This is a genomic window from Achromobacter sp. FW305-C-28, assembly GCF_058783235.1.
The window spans coordinates 144,682-166,590 of sequence record NZ_JBYSYL010000011.1 but is presented as its reverse complement, the minus strand read 5'-3'; the positions used below and the strand labels follow the sequence as shown (position 1 = coordinate 166,590).

The window sequence follows — 21,909 nt, the reverse complement described above, 5'->3', positions numbered from 1 at the left end:
GGTTAGGCGACCACAACATGTAGTGTAGCACCCCTCGTTGGACACTAATTCTAGTGATCGAGTACGACACCCACAAGAAGAAGATAGGACCAAGTTCCCAAAAGATTGTTACCAAATGCACCGGGCGCGCCTGCTAAGGCGCGCCCGGGACAGGACCGCTCAACGCGAGTGTTTATGCGGTTTTCCGCAGGGGTACATCGCGCGGGGCAGGCGCCGTATAGCTTTGCATCAAGCGAGCCAACTCTGTCCGGTACTTCTCGACGTTGGCGGCCTTGACGTGGCCGAAGCCGCGTATGGTTTCTGCAAGGGCGGCGATTGTAGCCGCTTGCGCGAGCGTGTCCCGGGTCAACCCTACAAGCAGCTGGTCTATGGTCTGGCGGTACTCGCTGACCAGGGCGCGTTCCATCTTGCGTTCGGCGGTGTGGCCGAACGGATCGAACCAGGTGCCGCGCAGGCGCTTGAAGCGGGTCAGCAGCTTCAGTGCCGTCATGGTGCGCGGGCCCAGCGTGACCTTGCGGGGTATGCCGGTGCGCGGGTCCTTGCGGGCGAAGATCGGCGGGGCCATGTGAAAGCGCAGGCTGTAGTCGCCTTCGAACTGGCCTTGCAGCTGCGCCTGGAAGGCCTCGCCGGTGTAGAGCCGCGCGACTTCGTATTCGTCCTTGTAGGCCATCAGCTTGAACAGGCTGCGCGCCACGGCCAGGGCCAGGCGCGGGGTCTTGGCGTCGGGGGCCAGCTCGCGTTCGCGGGCCGCGACGCGTTCAACCACGTCGCGGTACTGGCTGGCGTAGGCGGCGTCCTGGTAGGCGGTCAGGTCGTCGACGCGGCGGGCCACGGCGCGTTCAAACGTTTCGGGCACATGCAGTTGCACGACTTGAGCGCGGGGGCGCAGCGCGCCGTCCAGGGCGTCGGGCTGGTGCGCGGCCAGGCGGCCGCTGTCGAAGGCGGCCCGGTTCGCGGCCACCGCCACGCCGTTCAGTTCGATGGCGCGGTTGATGGCGGCCTGCGACAGCGGCACGCCGCCGCGCTGCCAGGCATAGCCCAGCATGAACATGTTGGACAGGATGCTGTCGCCGAACAGGGCCAGCGCGGCTTCGTGCGCGTCGATGGCGGCGGTGTTGGCCTCGCCCGCGGCGTGGCGGATCTTGGCCAGCAGGGCCTCGGGGCGCATGGCGGCGTCGGGGTTGCGGGTGAAGTCGGAGACGGGCGCGACGTAGGTGTTGACGGTGACGCGGGTGTGGCCGCGGCGCAGCGCGCCCAGCGAATCCGGCGCGACGGAGGCGACCGGGTCGCACAGGATCGCGGCGTCGGCCTGCTGCCAGTCCAGCCGCACGGGGCCGGCGGCAGCGCCAGCCGGCGCCAGCCGGATATGGCTGACGACGGTGCCGCCCTTTTGCGCCAGGCCGGTCAGGTCCAGCACGGCGGCCGACAGGCCTTCCAGGTGGGCGGCCATCGATACGATCGCACCGATGGTGATGACGCCGGTGCCGCCCATGCCCGCGACCAGCAGGCGATAGGGGCGGTCCAGTGCGGGCAGCTGCGGCAGCGGCAATCGCTGGATGAGCTGCTGCAGGCGTTCCTGGTCGGCCTTGGGGGCGGCGCTCTTGCGAGGCTTGCCGCCCATGACGGACACGAAGCTTGGGCAGAAGCCTTCGGCGCAGGAATAGTCCTTGTTGCAGCTGGACTGGTCGATGGCGCGCTTGCGGCCATAGGGAGTTTCCAGCGGCACCACCGACAGGCAGTTCGATTTCACGCCGCAGTCGCCGCAGCCTTCGCAGACCGCGCTGTTGATCAGCATGCGGCGCGCCGGGTCGGGGAACTGGTTCTTCTTGCGGCGGCGGCGCTTTTCGGCGGCGCAGGTCTGGTCGTGGATGAGTACGGTGACGCCGGCGATCTCGCGCAGCTCGCGTTGCAGGGTGTCCAGTTCGCGGCGATGGTGCACCTTGATGCCGGGGCCCAGGTCCACGCCCTGGTACTTTTCGGGCTCGTCGCTGGTGACGACGATGCGCGCGACGTTTTCGCCGCGCAGTTGCTGGCAGATCTGCGGCACCGAGATCGGGCCATCCACCGGCTGGCCGCCCGTCATGGCGACCGCGTCGTTGAACAGGATCTTGTAGGTGATGTTGGCCTTGGCGGCCACGGCCTGGCGAATGGCCAGGTAGCCGGAGTGGTAGTAGGTGCCTTCTCCCATGTTCTGGAAGATGTGCGGCATCCTGGTGTAGCGCGACAGGCCGATCCAGTCGACTCCTTCGCCGCCCATCTGGGTCAGGCCGCCGGTGTCGCGGTCCATCCAGGCAGCCATGTAGTGGCAGCCCACGCCGGACAGCGCCTGGCTGCCTTCGGGCACCTTGGTCGAGGTGCTGTGCGGACAGCCCGAACAGAAGTAGGGACGGCGGCGCATGCCGTCGGCGTCGTTGGACAGGGTGTCCTGGCAGTCGAAGCCGGCCAGGTCGGCGCCGGTCTGCAGGCCGGCGGTGCGCGACAGCCAGGCAGCCAGCGGGCGGGCCAGCAGCGACGGCCGCAATTGGCCGGCCGATGGCACCACGAGTTCGCCGTCAAAGCCCTTCTTGCCGATGACGGTGGCGCGCTCGGGCAGGTTGAACAGCAGGTCCTTGAGCTGGGTTTCGACGACGGCGCCTTTTTCCTCGATGACGAGGATGTGCGACAGGCCGCGCGCGAATTCCAGCATGCGTTCGGCATCGAGCGGCCAGGTCAGGCCGGGCTTGTAGATGCGCACGGGCGCGTTGGCGGTGACGGTGTCCACGCCCAGGCGCGACAGCGCTTCCATGGCGTCCAGGTGGGCCTTGCCGACGGTGACGATGCCGACGGTGGCGCGCGGCGCCGGACAGGTCAGGCGGTCGATGCTGTGGCGGCGCGCGAAGGCGGTGACGGCCTTCATGCGCAGGTTCATGCGGGCTTCGACGGCCAGCGACAGGAAGTCGCGGGCGGAATATTCCAGCGCGTCGGGCGGCAGGTCGGGGTCGGCCGGCATGTCGTAGGCGACGACGGGCGCGGGCGTGAAGGAATGGCCGCTTTCGATGGTTTCAGAGACCGCCTTGAAGGCGACCCAGGTGCCGGCATGGCGTGACAGGGCCCAGCCCCACAGGGCGAAGGTTTCGTATTCGTCGATGGAGGACGGATGCACGATGGGCATCTGCCAGCCGATGAGGGACGCTTCGCTGGCATGCGGAATGGACGAGGACACCGCGGTGTGGTCGTCGCCCACGACCACCAGCACGCCGCCGTGGCGCGACGCACCGGCCGCATTGCCATGGTGCAGGGCGTCGCCCGCGCGATCGACGCCGGGGCCCTTGCCGTACCACATGGCGAAGACGCCATCGACGTTGCGGTCGGCGCGCACGCCGGCCTGCTGGGTGCCCATGACGGCGGTGGCGGCCATGTCTTCGTTGATGCCGGGCAGGAACGAGATCTGGTTGGCGTCCAGCGCTTTCTGCGCTTTCCACATGGCCATGTCGACGCCGCCCAGGGGCGAGCCGCGGTAGCCGGACACGAAGCCGGCGGTGTTCAGGCCGCGCTCGCGGTCGATGCGGCGCTGGGTGAGCATGATGCGCACCAGGGCCTGGGTGCCGGTGAGAAAGATGCGGCCGGTCTCGCGAGTGAGGTTGTCGGCGAGCTGGTAGTCGAGGTCCAGCTGGGGCTCGGCGGCGGGGGTACCGTCCATCGTGAATACTCCTGTAGTCGGCACCATGATAGGTTCGCGCAGCATCAGGTTTATTGCGTTTTTGGATCGTGCTATCCCTATAATTCGCAATGAATATTTCGTGTTCGCGGAATTTCGACCCAAACAGGAGACAAAACGATGGACAAGACCGATATCGGCATCCTCAAGGCCCTGCAGGAGGACGGCCGGGCTTCGGCGCAGCAGTTGTCTGAAAAGGTGGGGCTGTCGGCGGCGCCGGTGTGGCGCCGGGTGAAGGCGCTGGAGGCGAGCGGGGTGATCCAGGGCTATAGCGCGCAGGTGGATCGCAGCAAGGTGGGGCTGGGGTGCATGTTCGCGCAGATCAGCCTGGAGCGGCATTCGGCGAATACGGTGGAAAACTTCGAGCGGTCAGTGCGGGATGCGCCGGAGATTCTTGAGTGCTATGCGGTGACGGGGGATTCTGATTTTCTGTTGAAGATTCTGGTTGAGAGTCCTGAGGCCTATGATCGGTTTTTGCATCGGTTTTTGTTCAATATGCCGGGGATTCGGCAGACTCGGACGATTGTGGCTTTGCGTGAGATCAAGCATGAATTGAAGTTGCCGCTTTAGGTTTTCTATTGGCGGTTGATGGTTCTTAAGCCGCGCGTGACGGGGCAGGCGGGTGAGGGCGGGGCTACGATTGCGGTCCGGAGCCTTCGCTCCGGACTGCCCCGTGCTCATCCTCGTCACCGCCTTTGGCGGTTCCTTCGGATTCCGCCGGGCGCAATCTACACGCCCCGCCCTCACCCGCCTGCCCCGTCACGCGCTCTTGATGTGCCTTACTGCCGGTTGTTGGGACGGGTGGGGTGCTTGGCGTGTTGGCCACGATCGTTTTGGGGGAGGAGGAGGGGGCGGGGTCGCCAAAGCGGCCGCGCGGGCGGCCTTCTTTGGCGTTGGGGTGTCTTGCGGGCGGCGATGCCGCTGCGCGCTTGCGCGGGTGGGCTGGTTGGGGGTGGAGGTTTTTTGGTTGTCTTTGCTTTTCTGCTTTCCCGACTGCGCGGTATTTCTCTTTTTCTCGGGTTTCGCTTTTATGCTCTCTTATATAGATAGAGGCAGCGCCGCTTTGTGCGGCGCTGCCTCTATCTATATCTATATCTATTAGGGCGTCTTTATTGGGGTTGTATGCCTGAGATCTTGATCCACTCCTTCCAGCGGACCGTGTCTTCCTTGACGAAGGTGTCGAAGCGGGCGGCGTCCATGGCTTCGGGGGTCAGGCCCAGGGCGCGGAGTTTGTCGGCGGTGGGGGTGTCTTTTACCGCGGCTTGGGTGGCGGCGTTCATTTTGGCGACGATGTCGGGCGGGGTGCCGGCGGGGGCGGAGATGCCTAGCCAGCCGGCGACGATGAAGTCGGGGTAGTAGGTGGACATGGTGGGGACGTCGGGCCAGGCGGGGTGGCGTTTGTCGGCGGTGACGGCCAGGGGGGCGAGGCCTTTGCCGTCGATCTGGCCCATGGCGGTGAGGTAGTCGACGAAGGCGAAGCCGATCTGTTTGCCGCGCAGGTCGGTGATGATCTGGGTGATGTTCTTGTAGCCGGCGGCGCCGATGTCTATGCCGGCGCGCTTCTTGAAGAGTTCGGCGGGGACCTGGGAGGACGAGCTGTAGTAGCCGAAGAAGACTTCGCCGGGATGTTTCTTGGCGTAGTCGACGAGTTCGGGGACGGTGCGGTAGGGGCTGTCGGGGGCGACGATGCCGACGGTGCCGAAGGTGCCGAGCATGCCGATCTGGACGAAGTCTTTCTGGGCGTCGTAGGGCAGGCTCTTGTACAGGAACTGGTTGGCGGCGTGGGTGGAGTTGGTGGACAGGAGGAACGTGTAGCCGTCGGCGGCAGCGTTCTTGGCGGCGTTGGTGCCGACGATGCCGCCGGCGCCTGGGCGGTCTTCGACGATGACGGTCTGGCCGGTTTGCTTGCCCAGGAACTGGGCGAAGGTGCGGGCGGTGAGGTCGGCGGCGCCGCCGGCGGCGGACGGGACGATGAGGGTGATGGGCTTTTCGGGCCAGCCGGCGGCGTGGGCAGTGCTGGCCAGCAGCAGGGTGGCGCTGGCCAGCAGGACGCGCAGGGCGGGGCGGCGCGGTGTGGCCGTGGCGGGATGGGAAGGGGTGCGGATCATGCTTGTCTCCTGGCGGCGCCGATGGGCGCCGTTATTGTTTTGTGCTGGGGCAGTGCGGCTGTGCTGCGGGGGGGTGGGCTTTGGGTCTTGGTGCGGTAGGTGTCAGTGTCGCCGGCGCCTTGTTCGGAACTAGCCGAATTGCTGGCGGTGCCAGTCCAGGACGGCCGCGGCGCTGGCTTGCCAGTGGTCGCCGTACATCATGCAGTGCGGCTGCCCGGCAAGGACGGCGTGGTCGAAGCCATACAGACGGGCGATGGCGTGGTCTTGTCCGGGCGGGTGGCGGTCGTGCGAGTCCAGGCCGGCTTCCAGGCACAGGCCAGGGGCGGTGATGGCGGCGGGGGCGACGGGCACGCGCAGCAGGTAGCGGTCGTTGAGCACCTGCGGGCTTTCGGGGCTCAGGCGGCGTATCACGGCGCTGACGTCGCGGTCGGGTGCGGTGGCGAGAAAGCGGGCGCGGACTTCGGTGTCGGCGGGCGGCTGGCGGACGACGCCTTCGGGGACGGGGGGCAGCGCCCGCGCACCCGGCAGGTTGCCCGGCGGGGAGGGCGCCATGAGGATGATGCCGGCGACGGATCGCTGGGTGGCGGCGAGCAGGGTGGGCAGGGCGCCCACGCTGTGGCCGACGACGATGGTGGGGCCGTCCAGCGCGTCGAGCGCGGCGACGACGTCCTGGGCCAGGTCGGCGATGTGGGCGTGGATGAAATCGGCGTCTTGCGGCAGCGGGCCGTGGCCGCGGACATCCACGGCGGCGCAGGGCAGGCCGGCGCGAGCGAAGTAATCCAGGTAGTGCGCGTAGCACCAGGCGCCGTGATAGCCGCCCGGCACGAACAACAGGCCGGGGCGAGTGCGGGATTGCGATGCGGCAGCGTCGACGCGGCGCGTGGTCGGGACGGATGCGGCGGCCCGGTGTGGCTTGGCAGGCATGCCGGATGTGTCGGCCTGGCCGATCAGCAGCCGGCCTTTTCCGACGGAACGGGTGGCAAGCCGGTCGGCGAGGCTGAAGTCCAGCGGGTCGACATCGTAGGAAGCTGCGGGGGCAAGGGTCGCGGTAGTCATTGCGGCCATGTTACGGGGCGGCCTATGATGAGAAAACTTTATTTTTCCTATAAATCGATAAGTTCTACAAAATCAGACTGATCCATGCCCGCGCTGCCCGAACTGTCGATCACGCACTACCGCCACTTCCTGCTGGTGGCCGAATTGCGCAGCTTCCGCGCGGCGGCGGCGCGAGCGTTCCGCTCGCAGCCGGCGCTGTCGCTGTCGATCCGCGAGATGGAGCAGCGCCTGGGCCAGCCGCTGTTCGAGCGCGGCAACGGCAATGCGTTGACGCGGTTCGGGCAGGACTGCCTGCCGCTGGCGCGTGAACTCGTCGAGCACCATGACCGGGTGGCCGGCACCTTGTCGGGGCTGGCCAGCAACCAGGCCGGCACGCTGACGATGGCGTCGGTAGCGACGGTGGCGACGCATTGGCTGCCCGAACTGGTGGCGACGTACCGCGAACGCTATCCGGCGGTGGCGTTGCGCCTGTTCGACGACAACTCCGAAGGCGTGGAACGCATGGTGCTGGCGGGCGAGGTGGAACTGGGCGTGTGCAGCCCGGTGCTGCGCGACCGGCGCCTGTCGTTCGAGCCGCTGTTGCGCGATGCGTTCGGGCTGGTCTGCCATCGCGGCCATCCGCTGGCGAGCCGCAAGTCGGTGACGTGGCGTGAAATCGCCGCCCTGCCGCTGGTGGGCACGGTGGCCCATCGGCAATTGGCCGATTACCCGCAGGCGGCCTTCATGATGGAACGGCAGGTGTTCGTGTCCAACATGATGTCGCTGCTGGCGATGCTGGAACGCGGCGTGGGCGTGACGGTGCTGGCGCAGCTGGGCGTGCCGCCGGATTCCCCAGAACTGGCCTTCGTGCCGCTGGCGCGGCCGCGCATCGAACGCGAGCTGGGTATCACGCGATTGGCGGGCCGCAGCCTGTCGCCAGCGGCTGCGCGCATGGAAGAAATGCTGCGCGAAAAGGCCGCGCGCGGCGGCCGCACTGTCGTGTGAAACCAACGCATTTTTGCGTGTTAGCGCGGTAAAGCGGGCGCTTTGCATGACGGACTGTTGCGCAATTGCACTTGGCGCGGATCGTCGTTGATTCTTCATGGACGCCTCTTTAGAGTGCGTGATGTTTGCTGCGCGAGGGGCGCGCCGATCTGAGCGGCGCGACGCGTCGACAGACGTGTTGAGGAAGTCATGAGCAGTGTGTATTTGCGTACGGCGGGCGTGGTCTGCGCCGTTCTGATCCTGGGCGGCTGCGTCGTCCGCAAACCCGCCTCCATTACCGAGGCCCAGCCGGAAGGGCCGCCCAAGCCGATGGCCTGCGTGCCGGCCAAGAGCGGCGATCCCATGGTCGGCACCTGGTATTCGAATTCGAAGCCGCGTGGCGTCAGCGGCGATTTCCAGGCCTTGACCGTGCTGTACGCCGACGGCCGCATGGCCTACGAAACGCAGCTCAAGATCGGCCGCAAGACGCGTCCGGCCCTGCGTGAAACCGGCTGCTGGAGCGTGGTGGACGGCATCTACACCATGCAGACCACGCAATCGAACGGCGAAATCGTCGACGCCGCCGACCCGATCTACGTCAACCGCTACCGCGTCGAAAAGGTCGAGCAGGCCAAGCTGACGCTGCGCGAACTGAAAAGCGGCGGCCAGGTCGTGACCGCGCGCCGCATGCCGCAGGGTTACCGTCTGCCGTATTGATGACGGCTTCTGGCCGGGGGCTCGGCGAGCCACCGGTCGGGGCGAGGCCACACACCGTGCGGCCGGGCCCTCCCACCGGACGGACAGGCGCCGGCTCGCGGCGTCGCCAAGCGCGTCCGGCTGGAGTAAGGTGCGAACTTCGCCTTTCATCCCGCCGCCGGTCTTTCATGCCTGCCCTTTCCTCTGAAGCGCGAGCCATCGCGCTCCTGGCCCTGGCCGCTTTCGTCAGCGCCAGCGCCTTTCGCATCTGTGATCCCATGTTGCCGCAACTGGCGGCCGAATTCGGCGCCACCACCGGGCAGGCCGCGCGCGCGGTGACCGCGTTCGCCGTGGCCTACGGCGTGCTGCAGATGTTTTTCGGGCCTGTCGGCGACCGCTATGGCAAATACCGCGTTGTCAGCGTGGCGACCTTTGCCTGTGCGGTGGGCAGCGCCGGGGCCGTCGCGGCCGAGACGCTGGACATGCTGGTGGTCTGCCGCGCCCTGTCAGGGGCGGCGGGGGCGGGCATCGTACCGCTGTCGATGGCCTGGATCGGCGACACCGTGCCCTACGAACGGCGCCAGGCAACGCTGGCGCGTTTTCTGACGGGCACCATCCTGGGCATGGCGACAGGCCAGTTGGCCGGCGGCCTGTTCGCTGACACGCTGGGCTGGCGCTGGGCCTTTGCCGCCCTGGTATGCGGCTACCTGGTGGTGGGTGTGCTGCTGCACCTGGAAGTGCGGCGCCAGCGCCGCGCCGGGATGGGCGTGGTGGATCCGAACGCGCCCCGCCAGGGCTTCGTGGCGCAGGCGCGCCAGGTGCTGGGCACGCCGTGGGCGCGGGTGGTGCTGGCCACGGTGTTCATCGAAGGCCTGCTGGTCTTTGGCGCGTTGGCCTTTGCGCCGTCGTATCTGCACGAACGCTTCGACATCTCGCTGACCGCCGCTGGCGCGCTGGTGGCGGTGTATGCGGTGGGCGGGCTGCTCTACACGGTGGTGGCAGGCCGCATTCTCAAGCGCCTGGGCGAACGCGGCCTGGCGGTGGCGGGCGGCCTGGTGCTGGGCGTGGCCTTCCTGTCGTACCTGCTGGGGCCGGTGTGGCTCTGGAGCCTGCTGGCCAGCGTGCTGGCCGGCTTTGGCTACTACCTGCTGCATGCCACCTTGCAGACCAACGCCACCCAGATGGTGCCGTCCGCGCGCGGCACGGCGGTAGCGTGGTTCGCGTCATGCCTGTTCATGGGTCAGGCGGCCGGCGTGGCGCTGGCCGGCGCGGTGGTGGACGAGGTTGGCGCGGCGGTGCTGTTCGGCGGCTCGGCCGTGCTGCTGCCGCTGTTGGGCGCGTTTTTCTCGCGTGCGTTGAAATCCCGGCCCCAGGCGGTGTAGCGGCGCCGAGGCCTCGCGCCATGGAAAAAGCCCCGTCCGGCAACGCCGTTCGGGGCTTTTTTTGGGGCCTGTGCCTGGCACGGAGCCGGGCGCGGCGATCAGATCGCGGCCAGGCGCTTTTGCACGGTTTCCTTGCCCAGCAGCGCCAGCACGGCGTCCACGGCCGGCGTCTGGGTCTGGCCCGTCACGGCCACGCGCAGCGGAATCGCCAGTTGCGGCATCTTCAGGCCACGATCGGCCAGCACGGCCTTGATCAGCGCCGAGATGGCTTCGCGGGTCCAGTCGGTGCCGGCGGCGCGCTGGGCGAAGTCGGCCAGCGCCTCGCGGGCGGCAGCGGTCAGGTGCTGCTCGACCAGTTCCGGGGCGGCCGGCTTGAATTCACCGCAGAACAGCATGGCGCCGTCGGCCAGTTGCTCGAGCGTTTCGGCGCGGTCTTTCAAGAGACCCATGACGCCCGGCAGGTCGATCTTTTCCGGATGGCCGCCGCGGTTGGCCACGCGCGGGGCCACCCGTTCGGCCAGTTCGGCGTTGTCCATCTGCTTGATGTAGTGGGCGTTGACCCAGTTCAGCTTCTTGGGGTCCCACTGCGAAGCGGACTTGGACAGGTGGCGGGTGTCGAACCACTGCACCAGCTGTTCGCGGCTGAAGAGTTCGTCGTCGCCGTGGCTCCAGCCCAGGCGGGCCAGGTAGTTGATCATGGCCTCGGGCAGGTAGCCCTCGTTGTCGTATTCCATGACGTTGACTGCGCCGTGGCGCTTGGACAGCTTTTCGCCGTCCGGGCCGAGAATCATGGGCACGTGGCCGTATTCGGGCAGGGTGGCGCCCAGCGCGCGCAGGATGTTGATCTGGCGCGGCGTGTTGTTGACGTGATCGTCGCCACGCAGCACGTGGGTGATGCCCATGTCCCAGTCGTCGACCACCACGCAGAAGTTGTAGGTGGGGGTGCCGTCCGGGCGGGCGATGATCAGGTCGTCGAGCTCGGTGTTGTCAAAGCTGATGGTGCCCTTGACCATGTCGTTCCAGGACGTGGCGCCTTCCTGCGGGTTCTTGAAGCGCACCACGGGCTGGCGGCCGGCCGGGATGGCGGGCAGCGTCTTGCCGGGCTCGGGGCGCCAGGTGCCGTCGTAGCGCGGCTTGTCGCCGCGGGCGCGGGCGGCCTCGCGCATGGCTTCCACTTCCTCGGGCGAGCTGTAGCAGTGGTAGGCGGTGCCGTCGGCCAGCATCTGCGCCACGACCTCGCGGTAGCGGTCCATGCGCTGCATCTGGTAGAAGGGGCCTTCGTCGGGCTGCATGCCCAGCCAGTCCATGCTGTCCAGGATGGCCTGCACCGCTTCCGGCGTGGAGCGTTCGACGTCCGTGTCTTCGATGCGCAGGACGAAGGTGCCCTGGTGGTGGCGCGCGAAGGCCCAGGAGAACAGCGCGGTACGGGCGCCGCCCAGGTGCAGGAAGCCCGTCGGCGAAGGCGCGAAGCGGGTACGGATGGGGGAAGAGGCGTTGGAAGTCATAGGTGGCAATGATAGCGGCTGCGGCGCCACAAAGCGGCGTCGGGCAGGGTCCACATCAAGCGGACGGCGGGGTTGTCTTGTTACGATGAACGGTATTTTAGATTAGCGCCCGCCCACGACATGCTGCGACACGCTCTTGCCCCGATGTTCGAACCCAGTTCGCTGGTGATCGTTGCCGACCGGCCCCTGCCGGCGGCGGGCTCGTTGTCGCCGGCGCTCAAGGCCCGCACCACTGTCGTGGCCTGCGAGACCGGCGCCGCGCCCGACCTGCCCGAGGCCCTGCAAGGCCTGGCCGCGGGTGAACGTCCCGATCTGGCCCTGGTTTGCGTGTCGCCGGCCGTGCTGCCCGAAACCCTGCGCCGCCTGTCGCCGCTGGCGCCGCGCTCGGTCATCCTGCTGCCGCACGAACTGCCTGACCCGTACCCGCGCGGCACGCTGGCGCTGTGCCGCGCCTGGGCCGAAGAAAACCGCTGCGAACTGCTGGGCCCGCGCTCGTTCGGCGCCCAGCGGCCCCATGCCGGCCTGAATCTCAGCCAGCATCCGGTGCTGGCGCGCGCCGGCCGGGTGGCGCTGCTGGCGCAGTCGCGGTCCATCATGGCAGCCGTGATGGACTGGGCCGAAGACGTGCACATTGGTTTTTCCACCGCCGTGTCGCTGGGCGACGAGGCGGTGGTGGGCCTGTCCAGGGTGCTGGACTACCTGGCCAGCGACCCGCGCACCGACAGCATCGTGCTCTACCTGGAAGACGTCGGGCCGGCGCGCGAATTCATGAGCACGCTGCGGGCCGCCGCCAGCGTCAAGCCGGTCATCGTGCTCAAGGCGGGCCGGGCGGACACCGACAGCGCCGACGCCATCTTCGACGCCGCCCTGCGCCGCGCCGGCGCCGTGCGGGTGCGCTACTTCGTGCAGTTATTCTCGGCCGTGAAGGTGCTGGGCTATACCCGCCGCCCCAAGGGCCGGCGGGTGGCGCTGATCTCCAACGGCAGCGGCCCCCCGCAATTGGCCATGGACCTGATCGGCCCGGACGCCGCCGTGCTGCGTGCCGACCTGGCGCCGGCCACGCAGCGTGCGCTGGCGGCGATGCTGGAGCCCGACGCGGCCAGCGCCAACCCGGTCATCACCTACACCCCGCTGACGCCGGAGCGCATCCGCGCCATCCTGGACACCGTGCTGGACGATGCCGGCGTGGACGGCGTGCTGGTGCTGCTGGCGCCCGACGCGCTGGCCGACATGCCCGCCGTGGCGCGGGAACTGGCGCTGATCGCGCCCAAGGCCAAGAAGCCCGTGGTCACGTGCTTCATGGGCGACGCCGGCATGCGGCCGCTGCGGCGCATGCTGGACGATGCCGGCACGTCCGCGTTCCGCACGCCCGAATCGGCCGCGGATGCCTTCGGCGTGCTGGCCTCGCACCACTACAACCAGCAACTGCTGCTGCAGACCCAGCCGCCCGAACCGGCCACGCACGTGCCCGACCTGGCCGCCGCGCGCGACATCCTGGCGCGGGTGCGGGCCGATTGCCGGCGCGAACTCAATACGGCCGAAGTCCGCGCGCTGCTGGCCCTGTTCTACGTGCCGCTGCGCGACATGCCGATGGACGTGGCGCTGGGCGAACCGGAATCCCGCCCCATGGCGATCCGGGTGCGGCGCGATCCGCAGTTCGGCCCGGTCGTGCGTTTTGGCGCGGGCGGCCCGGACGCCGTGCTGTCGCAGTCCGACCGTGGCATGGACCTGCCGCCGCTGAACGGCTTCCTGGCACGCCAGCTGATCGAACGCAGCCGCCTGTGGCGCAAGGTGCTGGCGCCGCGCGTCGGCCACCTGGCCGCCGAAGCCTTGCAGCAGGCGCTGGTGCTGGTGTCTGAACTGGTGTCCGAACTGCCCGACATCGAAACGCTGGACATCGATCCGCTCTACGCCGGTGAAACCCATCTGCGGGCCGGCGGCCTGCGCATGACGCTGACCGAAAAGCCGGGCTGCGAATCGCCGCAGACCGCCGGCTATCCGCACATGGCGATCCACCCGTACCCGGCGCGGCTGGTGCAGGTGCGCCGCTTTGCCGACGGCATTCCGTGGGTGCTGCGGCCGATCCGCCCCGAAGACGCGCAGGCCTTGCAGGAATTCATCCGCGGCCTGTCCGAACGCTCGCGCTACATGCGCTTCGTGTCGATGATGCGCGAGCTGACCCCGCGCATGGTGTCGCGCTACACCCAGGTGGACTACCACCGCGAGCTGGCCCTGGTGGCCGCCACGCAGGTGCCCAACCCGGCCAACCGCGGTCATCCGCGTGAGGTCCTGGTCGGTTTCGCGCATTATTTGCGCAACCCGGACGGGCGCGGCGCGGAATACGCGCTGGTGATCGGCGACGACTGGCAGCGCCGCGGCCTGGGCCGCCAGCTGATGACGGCGCTGATCGACGCGGCGCGCGAGCAGGGGCTGGAATACATCGACGGGCTGGTGCTGTCGACCAACCGGCCCATGCTGTCGCTGATGACCAGCCTGGGCTTCACCAACGACGCCGACCCCGAAGACCCGACCATGCGGCGGGTCTGGTTGAACCTGGACTGACGCACGGGGCGGCCCCCGTACGCAGGCCGGGTTGGCGCGGGCCGTCAGGCGGTCTTGCGCGCCGCCTGCGCAGGCTTGAGCCGCGCCACCGTTTCATCCACCGACAGCACGTCGCCAAAGAACAGCAGCCAGCCGTGCAGCGCGTGCTCGTGCTCGGCCGGCGTCACCGCGGCCAGCGCATCGTCGACCATGATGGTGCGAAAGTCACGCATCATCGCATCGCGGGCGGTGGACTCGCAGCACACGTTGGTGACCGTGCCGGCGATCAGCAGCGTATCCACGCCGCGTCCGCGCAGCAGCGGCTCCAGTTCGGACGAACCCGGCGCCATGGCGCTGTAGAAGCGCTTGGTCACCCGCAGGTCGTCGGCATCGGGCCGCAGGTCCGGGTGCAGCGCGTAGCCGGGGGAATCGCGCCGCAGGGTTTCCAGGCGCCGCGCGCTGCGCTCCGGCGTCAGCATCACGCCGTGGTGGTGCGACCAGAAGGCGTCGGCGTTGTCGGACGCGGTCTGCACCCACACCACCGTGCCGCCAGCCGCGCGCACCGCGTCGCACAGGCGGTTCACCGGTGCGATGATGCCGCGCGCGGCGGCGCATTCGCCCAGGTAGCCGGGCAGGGTGAAATACTGCTGCATGTCGATCACCACCACGGCGCAGCGCGCGCCCGGCAGCGTGTCATAGGGGTGCAGGCAGCCCTGGCGGGCAATGACGCGGTCCTGGACCCATTGCGGAATCTGCATGGCGGCTCCTTATCCGTAGCGCCGCGCCACCGCGGCTTCGATGCGGTACACCACCAGGTACATCACGCTGGAAATCAGCGCCAGCATGGTGATGGCGGTCATCACGATATTCAGCTTGAAGACCTGGCTGCCGTTCATGATGAGAAAGCCCAGGCCCGAATCGGCCGACTGGAATTCGCCCACGATGACGCCCACCAGCGCCAGGCCGATGTTCATCTTCACCGCGGCGATCAACGTCGGTACGCTGCCGGGCAGCACCACCTTGACCAGCACCTGCCAGCGGCTGGCCCCGAAAGTGCGCGCCAGCTTGACCTTGTTCAGGTCGATGCCGCGAAAGCCCGCGTACACCACCATGATGGTCACGAACACGGCAATCGCCACGGCCATGCCGTACACCGCATAGTCCGACCCCAGCCACAGGTAGAAGATAGGCACGAAGGCGATCTTGGGCATGGCGTTGGCCACCACCAGGAACGGGTCCAGCACCTTGTACAGGAAGTCCGACCACCACAGCGCCGCGGCCACCACGATGCCGATCACCATGCTGAGCGTAAAGCCCACCAGCGTGGCCGACAACGTGGTCAGGATGTGGTGCGCCAGGTTGCCATTGGTCCACAGGTCGATGAACGTGGGCCACAGCGCGCTGGGGTAGCTGGTCAAGAGCGGGTTCAGGATGTGCATCCGCGGCAGGATCTCCCAGGCGCACAGGAATACGACCAGCAGCAGCGCCTGGGCCAGGCGGATGTTGCGGCGGCGGGCGCGGTCGCGGCGCAGGTAGTCCAGGTATTTCTGGCTGGGCGCGGGCACGGCGCGCAGCGGCACGGTGTTGGCGATGGGTGCATTCATGGCTCAACCCTCCACGTGGACGTCCAGCTCGTCCCAGAGCTGTTTGAAGTAGGCGTTGAATTCCGGCCGCGAACGTGCCTGGAACGGCGTGGGGCGTGCGCCGTCGCCGTAATGGATGCGGTACTGGCTTTTCAGGCGGCCGGGCCGACGCGACAGCACGATCACGCGGTCGGTCATCGCGATGGCCTCGCCGATGTCGTGCGTCACCAGCACCACCGTCTTGCCTTCGCGCCGCAGGATGTCGACCACCTCGTCGGAAATGGCCAGCCGGGTCTGCGAATCCAGCGCGGAAAAGGGTTCGTCCAGCAAGATCACATCGGGTTCGGTGACCAGCGTGCGCGCCAGCGCGGCGCGCTGGCGCATGCCGCCGGACAGCTGGCGCGGCGTGTGCGTCAGAAAGGCGCCCAGCCCGCACTTTTCCAGCAGATGCACGGCGCGCGCTTCGCTGCGGGCATCGCGCCGGCCCTGGATCTCGGCGCCCAGCATCACGTTGTCCAGAATGGTGCGCCATTCAAACAGGTAGTCCTGCTGCAGCATGTAGCCGATGCGCGGGTTCGGCTCGGTGACCGCCTGGCCGTCGATCATCACGGCGCCCGAGGTCGGCGTGATCAGGCCGGCAATCAACGACAGCAGCGTGCTCTTGCCGCAGCCGCTTTGCCCGATCAGGCTGACGAATTCGCCTGGCGCCAGCGCGAACGACACCTGCGACAGGGCCTCGGTCTCGCCTTCCGGCGTGAAATAGCTGAGACAGACATCACGCAGCTCGATCTTCGCCGCGGCCGCTTCCGGCTTAAGGTTGTGGACGACGGCGCTCATCACGGGGCCTTCCTGGCAAAGTCGGCCACCACCACGTCTTCGTATTTGACGCGGGCGCCTTCCTTCATGACCGCGCTGGCGATCAGCATGTCCTGCAGCTGGTTCATCGCGTCGGCCGTGACCAGCGGCGAGGTCTTCCAGATCTGGTATTGCTTGTAGCGGTCGATCGCATCCGTCACGGCCGCCGCGTCCATGCCGGGAAAGTATGTCATGATCTGCGGCGCCAGCGTGGCGGCCGGCGTGTCCTTCACGTACTTCTCGGCGCGCGCCACCACGTCGGTCCAGGCCTGGATCACCTTGGGGTTGTCGCGAATGTATTTGTCGGTGGCGGTGAACACCGTGTAGTCCACCTGGCCCACTTCGTGGCCCACCGAGGCCACGATATAGCCCTTGCCGTTGCGCACCAGCTCGCCCGCCTCGGGTTCCAGGAAAATGCCGTATTCGCCCTGGCCGGCCATCCAGGCGCCGGCGCGCGCCGGAATGCCGATGTTGTTCAGCAGCTTCACGTCCTTCTGCGGGTCCAGCCCGTGCTTGCGCAGCGCGGTCTCCAGGAACACGATGGGATTGGACCCGGGCCGAAAGCCGATCACCTCCTTACCCTTGAGCATGCTCCAGTCGAACTTCTCGACCGGCTTGCGCGCCAGCAGGAAAAAGCCGTCGGTGGCCGTCAAACCGGCAAAGATCTTCGGCTTGACCGGCGATTCGCTGTTCTGCACATAGATCGACGCCTCGGGGCCGATCAGCACGATATCCGCGCTGCCCGACAGCAGGGCGGTCATGCCCTTGTCGGTGCCTTGCGAAGTCTTCATCGAGACGTCCAGCCCGGCGTCCTTGAAGTAGCCCTGCGACAGGGCCACGTACTTGGGCACGTAGAGAATGGAGCGCACCACCTCTTCGTAGCGGACCTTCACGGGGGGATTGAGCGCTTCGCCATGGGCGGCGAAAGGGATGAGCGCGGGCGCCAGTGCGGCAAGCAGCGCCGCGACTGCCCGGCGGGGCAATGGCAAGGGCTTCACGGGACTTTCTCCTGCGTCTGTATGCCTCGCCGAAACCCGGCGCGACACGGCCAATGGGATGGATCGACTGCAACAACAGGGAAGCCCGAACAGTTATCGCCCGGGCCGATACGGCGTGGTTTGAATACTATATTCAATACCAGGGGGCGACAAGGATTTTGGGATTGGCGTTTTTCCCTAGGAGAGGGCGCCTGTCAGCTTCCGGCGAGCCGGTGCTGGAATACCACTTGGTATACAGAAAAGGGATGGCTGCCCGAGGAGGGCAGCCGGGCGATCCTGGCGGATCGCCCGCGGCGGGCGGGCGTTATGCCGCCAGCACGTCGTTCAGGAAGCGCGAGATATCCGCCACTTCTTCCGCGCAGACCGAGTGCGGCATCGGGTACGTGTGCCAGCGCACGTCGTAGCCCAGTCGTTCCAGTTCGGCCAGCGAGGCCAGGGCGCGCGGCAGCGACACCACCGGGTCGTATTGGCCGTGGGCCAGGAAGATGGGCGTGCGCTGGTTGGCCGGGGCGCGTTCGGCCTCGGCGGTGCCGAGCAGCGGCAGGTAGCCCGATAGCCCGATCATGCCGGCCAGCTTTTCCTGCAGGCGCAGGCCCGTGTGCAGGGTCATGGCGCAACCCTGCGAAAAACCCGCCAGCACGATGTTCGAGGTGGGAATGCCACGCGCGTTCTCACGGGCAATGAGCTTCTTGATGGCGGCTTCGGACGCGCGGATGCCGTTGGCGTCCTCGACCCGCACCAGGTCCATGACCAAGATGTCGTACCACGACCGCATCGCCATGCCGTTGTTGATGGTGACGCGCTGCACCGGGGCGTTGGGGAACACGAAACGCACCGCGGCGCCGGCCGGCAGGTCCAGTTCGGGCACGATGGGCGCGAAATCGTTGCCGTCCGCGCCCAGGCCGTGCAGCCAGATGACGGCGTGCGTAGGGGTGGGGGCGGTTTCGATCTCGATGCAATCGAGCAGGTCGGTCGGTGCGTTCATGGACGGCGGGGGGAAATCAGAGGGTTAGGGTCTTGAGCGCCTGGAACAGCGCGCGATAGTGCTTCTTTTGCGGATCCTGGCCTTGCAGCAGGGCGGCGTTGGCCGTTTTTTCCTTGCGGGCGGCGCGGATCAGGGCGCGCAACTGCTGCACGTCGGCCTGCGGATTGTCGTGCAGCAGCTTGGTCAGGGCGTCGTCGTCGTCCAGCAGGCGATCGCGCAGGGTTTCCAGGCGATGCATGGCGGCGGTCTCTTCGCGCGAGCCGTTTTCCCAGACATCGAGCTGGGCACGGATTTCGTCCGCGGGGGCGTCGCGCATTAGCTTGCCCACGAAGTGCACCTGGCGGCGCAGGCCTTCGCGGCCGGTGGTGCGCTGCGCCATGCGAATGGCTTCGTACAGGCGTTCAGCCAGGGGCAACTGCTTGAGGCGTTCGGGAGACAGGGCGATCAACTGCTTGCCCAGGTCCAGCAGCGCATGCATTTCGCGCTTGATCTGGGACTTGCTGGGGCGGTCGTAGCCGTTCTCGTCGTAGCCTTCGTCGACGGATTCTTCTTCGGTATGGGAATTCATGGAAAACTGCGCAATGACAGACTTGGCTATGATAACCGTCTCTGCAAATTGGACAGCAATGGTCAAATCCTCCTCCTCCTTGCCGCTGGCGGCCAATCACGCGCGTTTTTCTGAATTGGTCGAGCAAACGCTGGCGTACGCCCGCCAAATTGGCGCCTCGGACGCCGCGGCCGAAGTCTCTGAAAGCCTGGGCCTGTCGGTATCGGTGCGCAAGAACGACATCGAAACCGTCGAACAGACCCGCGACCGCTCGCTGGACCTCACCGTTTACGCCGGCCAGAGCCGCGGGTCCGCCTCGACCTCCGACTTTTCCGAGGCGGCCCTGCGCCAGACCGTCGAAGCGGCCTGGCACATCGCGCGCCACACCGCCGCCGATCCGGCCGCCGGCCTGCCCGACGCCGACCAGCTGGCCACCGAATTCCCCGACCTGGACCTGCACCAGGCCTGGGCGGTCTCCACCGAAGAAGCCGCCGAGCTGGCCCTGCGCGCCGAGCGCGCGGCCCGCGAAGTCGATTCGCGCATCACCAATACCGATGGCGCCACGGTGGGCACCTACGAAGGCCAGTTCGTCATGGGCAACACCCGCGGCTTCCTGGGCGGCTACCCATATTCGCGGCACAGCCTGTCGGTGGCGCCCATCGCCGGCCGCGGCAACGGCATGCAGCGCGACTACTGGTACACGTCCGAGCGCGATCCGGCCAAGATGGCCTCGCCCGAGGCCGTGGGCCGCTACGCCGCCGAACGCACCTTGTCGCGCCTGTCGGCCCGCCGCATCCGCACCGGCAAGTTCCCGGTGCTGTTCGAGGCTCCGCTGGCCCTGGGCCTGGTCGGCGCCCTGACGCAGGCCGCCAACGGCGGCGCGCTGTACCGCAAGGCCAGCTTCCTGCTCGACGCCCTGGGCAAGCCCATCTTCCCGGACCACATCAACCTGACCGAAGACCCGCACATCCGTGGCGGCATGGGCAGTTCGCCGTTCGACGACGAAGGCGTGCGCACCCGCAAGCGCAGCGTGGTCACCGCCGGCGTCCTCGAAGGCTACTTCCTGTCTTCGTACACCGCCCGCAAGCTGGGCATGCAGACCACCGGCAATGCCGGCGGCTCGCACAACCTGACCTTCTCGTCCACGCTCACCCGCCGCGGCGACGACTTCGAAGCCATGCTCAAGAAAATGGGCACCGGCTTCCTGGTCACCGAGCTCATCGGCCAGGGCGTGAACTACGTCACGGGCGATTATTCCCGCGGCGCGTTCGGTTACTGGGTCGAGAACGGCCAGATCCAGCACGCCGTGCAGGAAATCACCATTGCCGGCAACCTGGCGGACATGTTCCGCCAGATCGTCGCGGTGGGCGCAGACACCATCTCGCGCGGCACCAAGACCACCGGCTCGATCCTGATCGAGCAAATGGCCATCGCGGGCACCTGATCTGCCGCCACGCGATGCGACGCCCGCCCGGGCGGGGGCCTTCAAGGCCCTGGCCGGCGGGCGTCGCCGTTTGCGTCTTTGCAATCCTTGATCGCTGGGGATTTCCTCTAGCCGTCCGGGGCCATGCCAGCGTGTAATATCCGGCGGGTATTGCTCAAACTAGTATCGCGGCAGAGGAGCAAAGAGATGCAACGACGTTCATTCTTGAAGCAGGCCGGCCTGGGCGCCGTGGCAGCGGGCGCGGCGGTCAGCGCGCCGGCCCTGGCGCAGGACTCCCCCTCTCTCAGCTGGCGCCTGGCGTCCGGTTTTGCCGGCGCGCTGGACCTGCGGGTCGGCGCCGGCCAGGCGTTCTGCAAATTCGTGTCCGACGCCACCGGCGGCAAGTTCACCATCCGCCAGCAGGCCGATGGCGAGATCGCGCCCGCGGCCGACCTGATGGACGCCGTCGGCACCGCCAAGGTCGAATGCGCCCACGTGTCATCCAGCCTGTACTTCGCCAAAAACCCCGCCTTCTGCTTCGATTCGGCCGTGCCGTTCGGGCTGGACGCCAGCCGCATGAACGCCTGGATGCTCGAAGGCGACGGCCTGCGCCTGACGCGTGAGCTGTTCAAGGCGCAGAAGATCGTCAACTTCCCGCTGGGCAACACCGGCCCGCAGATGGGCGGCTGGTCCAAGCGCGAAATCAAGCGCGCCACCGACCTGAAAGACCTGAAGATGCGGGTCGATGGCCTGGCTGGGCAGGTGCTGGCCCACCTGGGCGTGGCGCCGCAGCAGGCCGACCTGGCCAAGCTGGCCGAAGCCGTCGAGAAAGACGGGCTGGAAGCCGTGGCCGGCACCGGCGCCGCCGAGGACGCCAAGCTGGGCCTGAACAAGGTCGGCAAGTTCTATTACGGCCCCAGCTGGTGGGCCGCCAGCGAACAGTTGTCGCTCTACATCAACGAAGACGCCTGGACCAAGCTGCCCAAGCACTACCAGGCGGTGGTCGAGGCCGCCGCCCTGGCCGTGCACGTCAAGACCACGGCGGCCTTCGATGCCCGCAACCCCGCCGCGCTGGCCCAGCTGGCCGCCGCCGGCGTCCAGGTGCGCGCCTTCCCGCGGTCGGTCATGGACGCCGCCTTCGAGGCCGCCCAGCAGGTCTACAAGGAATTGAACGAGAAAGACGCCAAGTTCAAGGCCATCTACGACAGCTACATGGGCTTTCGCGACAACGGCATGCCGTGGTTCCGGCTGACCGAAGGCGCTTACGACCAATATCTGGGCGTGGCGCTGTCCGCCCGCAGCTAGCGGCCCGAAGGCAGGATCCGGATGCCGAATGGCATTCGGCTGGAGGTGGGGTTTTCGCTGATAACCCCGGTTTTTTTACAAAAAAGTGGGCGGTTTTGATCCTTTTGTTGAACGGCATTCGAGTTTCCGCCTGATACAAAGGAGTAATATCCCGGGTCTTGACGCGCAAACATGACGCCTTCAGGCGGCATTGGACGTCAATCCGGCGGGATCACTCCAGCCCGGATAACCAACATTCCGAGACAGACTTTAAGGTGGTATCAAC

The 21,909-nt window shown here is 67.4% G+C and carries 17 protein-coding genes; 7 read left to right on the top strand and 10 right to left on the bottom strand.

Annotation, left to right across the window (positions count from 1 at the left end; translation table 11 throughout):
- Positions 1–172 precede the first annotated feature (172 nt).
- The gene (locus AC3WMR_RS24465; RefSeq protein ID WP_492266913.1) at positions 173–3,679 is read right to left on the bottom strand and encodes an indolepyruvate ferredoxin oxidoreductase family protein; all 3,507 of its coding nucleotides are present in this window, start codon (positions 3,677–3,679) and stop codon (positions 173–175) included.
- A 138-nt stretch (positions 3,680–3,817) separates the two neighbouring features.
- Between AC3WMR_RS24465 and AC3WMR_RS24460 the strand changes: the two genes are divergently transcribed.
- Positions 3,818–4,267 (top strand): Lrp/AsnC family transcriptional regulator, encoded by a 450-nt coding sequence (locus tag AC3WMR_RS24460; RefSeq protein WP_049071146.1) that lies wholly within the window; start codon positions 3,818–3,820, stop codon positions 4,265–4,267.
- Positions 4,268–4,806: 539 nt separating this feature from the next.
- Here AC3WMR_RS24460 and AC3WMR_RS24455 read toward each other — a convergent pair.
- Together AC3WMR_RS24455 and AC3WMR_RS24450 are read right to left on the bottom strand one after the other, a co-directional pair.
- Complete coding sequence (locus AC3WMR_RS24455) at positions 4,807–5,805, bottom strand: Bug family tripartite tricarboxylate transporter substrate binding protein (RefSeq protein WP_492265738.1); 999 nt, start codon at positions 5,803–5,805, stop codon at positions 4,807–4,809.
- Positions 5,806–5,934: 129 nt separating this feature from the next.
- Complete coding sequence (locus AC3WMR_RS24450) at positions 5,935–6,861, bottom strand: alpha/beta fold hydrolase (protein ID WP_492265739.1); 927 nt, start codon at positions 6,859–6,861, stop codon at positions 5,935–5,937.
- Between the two features lie 84 nt (positions 6,862–6,945).
- Between AC3WMR_RS24450 and AC3WMR_RS24445 the strand changes: the two genes are divergently transcribed.
- The 3 genes from AC3WMR_RS24445 to AC3WMR_RS24435 all read left to right on the top strand — a co-directional run bounded on the left by AC3WMR_RS24445 (position 6,946) and on the right by AC3WMR_RS24435 (position 9,902).
- Positions 6,946–7,845, top strand: a complete 900-nt coding sequence (locus AC3WMR_RS24445) for a LysR family transcriptional regulator (RefSeq protein ID WP_492265740.1) — start codon at positions 6,946–6,948, stop codon at positions 7,843–7,845.
- A gap of 189 nt (positions 7,846–8,034) precedes the next feature.
- Entirely contained in the window at positions 8,035–8,541 is a 507-nt protein-coding gene (locus tag AC3WMR_RS24440) for a hypothetical protein (RefSeq protein ID WP_492265741.1), read from the top strand.
- Positions 8,542–8,708: 167 nt separating this feature from the next.
- Positions 8,709–9,902, top strand: coding sequence for an MFS transporter (locus AC3WMR_RS24435; RefSeq protein WP_492265742.1), 1,194 nt, complete (start codon positions 8,709–8,711; stop codon positions 9,900–9,902).
- Between the two features lie 98 nt (positions 9,903–10,000).
- On the opposite strand, the gene gltX is transcribed toward AC3WMR_RS24435, so the two are convergent.
- Positions 10,001–11,407 (bottom strand): glutamate--tRNA ligase, encoded by a 1,407-nt coding sequence (gene gltX, locus AC3WMR_RS24430; protein ID WP_492265743.1) that lies wholly within the window; start codon positions 11,405–11,407, stop codon positions 10,001–10,003.
- A 120-nt stretch (positions 11,408–11,527) separates the two neighbouring features.
- Between gltX and AC3WMR_RS24425 the strand changes: the two genes are divergently transcribed.
- Positions 11,528–13,969, top strand: coding sequence for a bifunctional acetate--CoA ligase family protein/GNAT family N-acetyltransferase (locus tag AC3WMR_RS24425; protein WP_492265744.1), 2,442 nt, complete (start codon positions 11,528–11,530; stop codon positions 13,967–13,969).
- Positions 13,970–14,013: 44 nt separating this feature from the next.
- Here the strand turns inward: AC3WMR_RS24425 and AC3WMR_RS24420 are convergent, their stop codons facing one another.
- The 6 genes from AC3WMR_RS24420 to yjgA all read right to left on the bottom strand — a co-directional run bounded on the left by AC3WMR_RS24420 (position 14,014) and on the right by yjgA (position 18,937).
- On the bottom strand, positions 14,014–14,706 hold the full coding sequence (locus AC3WMR_RS24420) for an isochorismatase family protein (protein ID WP_492265745.1): 693 nt from the start codon (positions 14,704–14,706) through the stop codon (positions 14,014–14,016).
- 9 nt (positions 14,707–14,715) lie between these two features.
- Positions 14,716–15,552, bottom strand: a complete 837-nt coding sequence (locus tag AC3WMR_RS24415) for an ABC transporter permease (protein WP_492265746.1) — start codon at positions 15,550–15,552, stop codon at positions 14,716–14,718.
- 3 nt (positions 15,553–15,555) lie between these two features.
- On the bottom strand, positions 15,556–16,368 hold the full coding sequence (locus tag AC3WMR_RS24410; RefSeq protein ID WP_492265747.1) for an ABC transporter ATP-binding protein: 813 nt from the start codon (positions 16,366–16,368) through the stop codon (positions 15,556–15,558).
- Positions 16,368–17,384 carry an ABC transporter substrate-binding protein gene (locus tag AC3WMR_RS24405; protein WP_492265748.1) on the bottom strand — a complete coding sequence of 339 codons (1,017 nt, stop codon included), beginning with the start codon at positions 17,382–17,384 and terminating at the stop codon, positions 16,368–16,370. The genes AC3WMR_RS24410 and AC3WMR_RS24405 overlap by 1 nt, the downstream gene beginning before the upstream one ends.
- Positions 17,385–17,688: 304 nt before the next feature.
- Positions 17,689–18,369: an alpha/beta hydrolase gene (locus AC3WMR_RS24400; protein WP_492265749.1), complete on the bottom strand. Its 681-nt coding sequence runs from the start codon at positions 18,367–18,369 to the stop codon at positions 17,689–17,691.
- Between the two features lie 16 nt (positions 18,370–18,385).
- Entirely contained in the window at positions 18,386–18,937 is a 552-nt protein-coding gene (yjgA, locus tag AC3WMR_RS24395) for a ribosome biogenesis factor YjgA (protein ID WP_175193389.1), read from the bottom strand.
- Positions 18,938–18,995: 58 nt separating this feature from the next.
- Between yjgA and pmbA the strand changes: the two genes are divergently transcribed.
- Together pmbA and AC3WMR_RS24385 are read left to right on the top strand one after the other, a co-directional pair.
- Positions 18,996–20,360, top strand: a complete 1,365-nt coding sequence (pmbA, locus tag AC3WMR_RS24390; protein ID WP_492265750.1) for a metalloprotease PmbA — start codon at positions 18,996–18,998, stop codon at positions 20,358–20,360.
- A 186-nt stretch (positions 20,361–20,546) separates the two neighbouring features.
- Entirely contained in the window at positions 20,547–21,644 is a 1,098-nt protein-coding gene (locus tag AC3WMR_RS24385; RefSeq protein WP_492265751.1) for a TRAP transporter substrate-binding protein, read from the top strand.
- Positions 21,645–21,909: the final 265 nt, after the last annotated feature.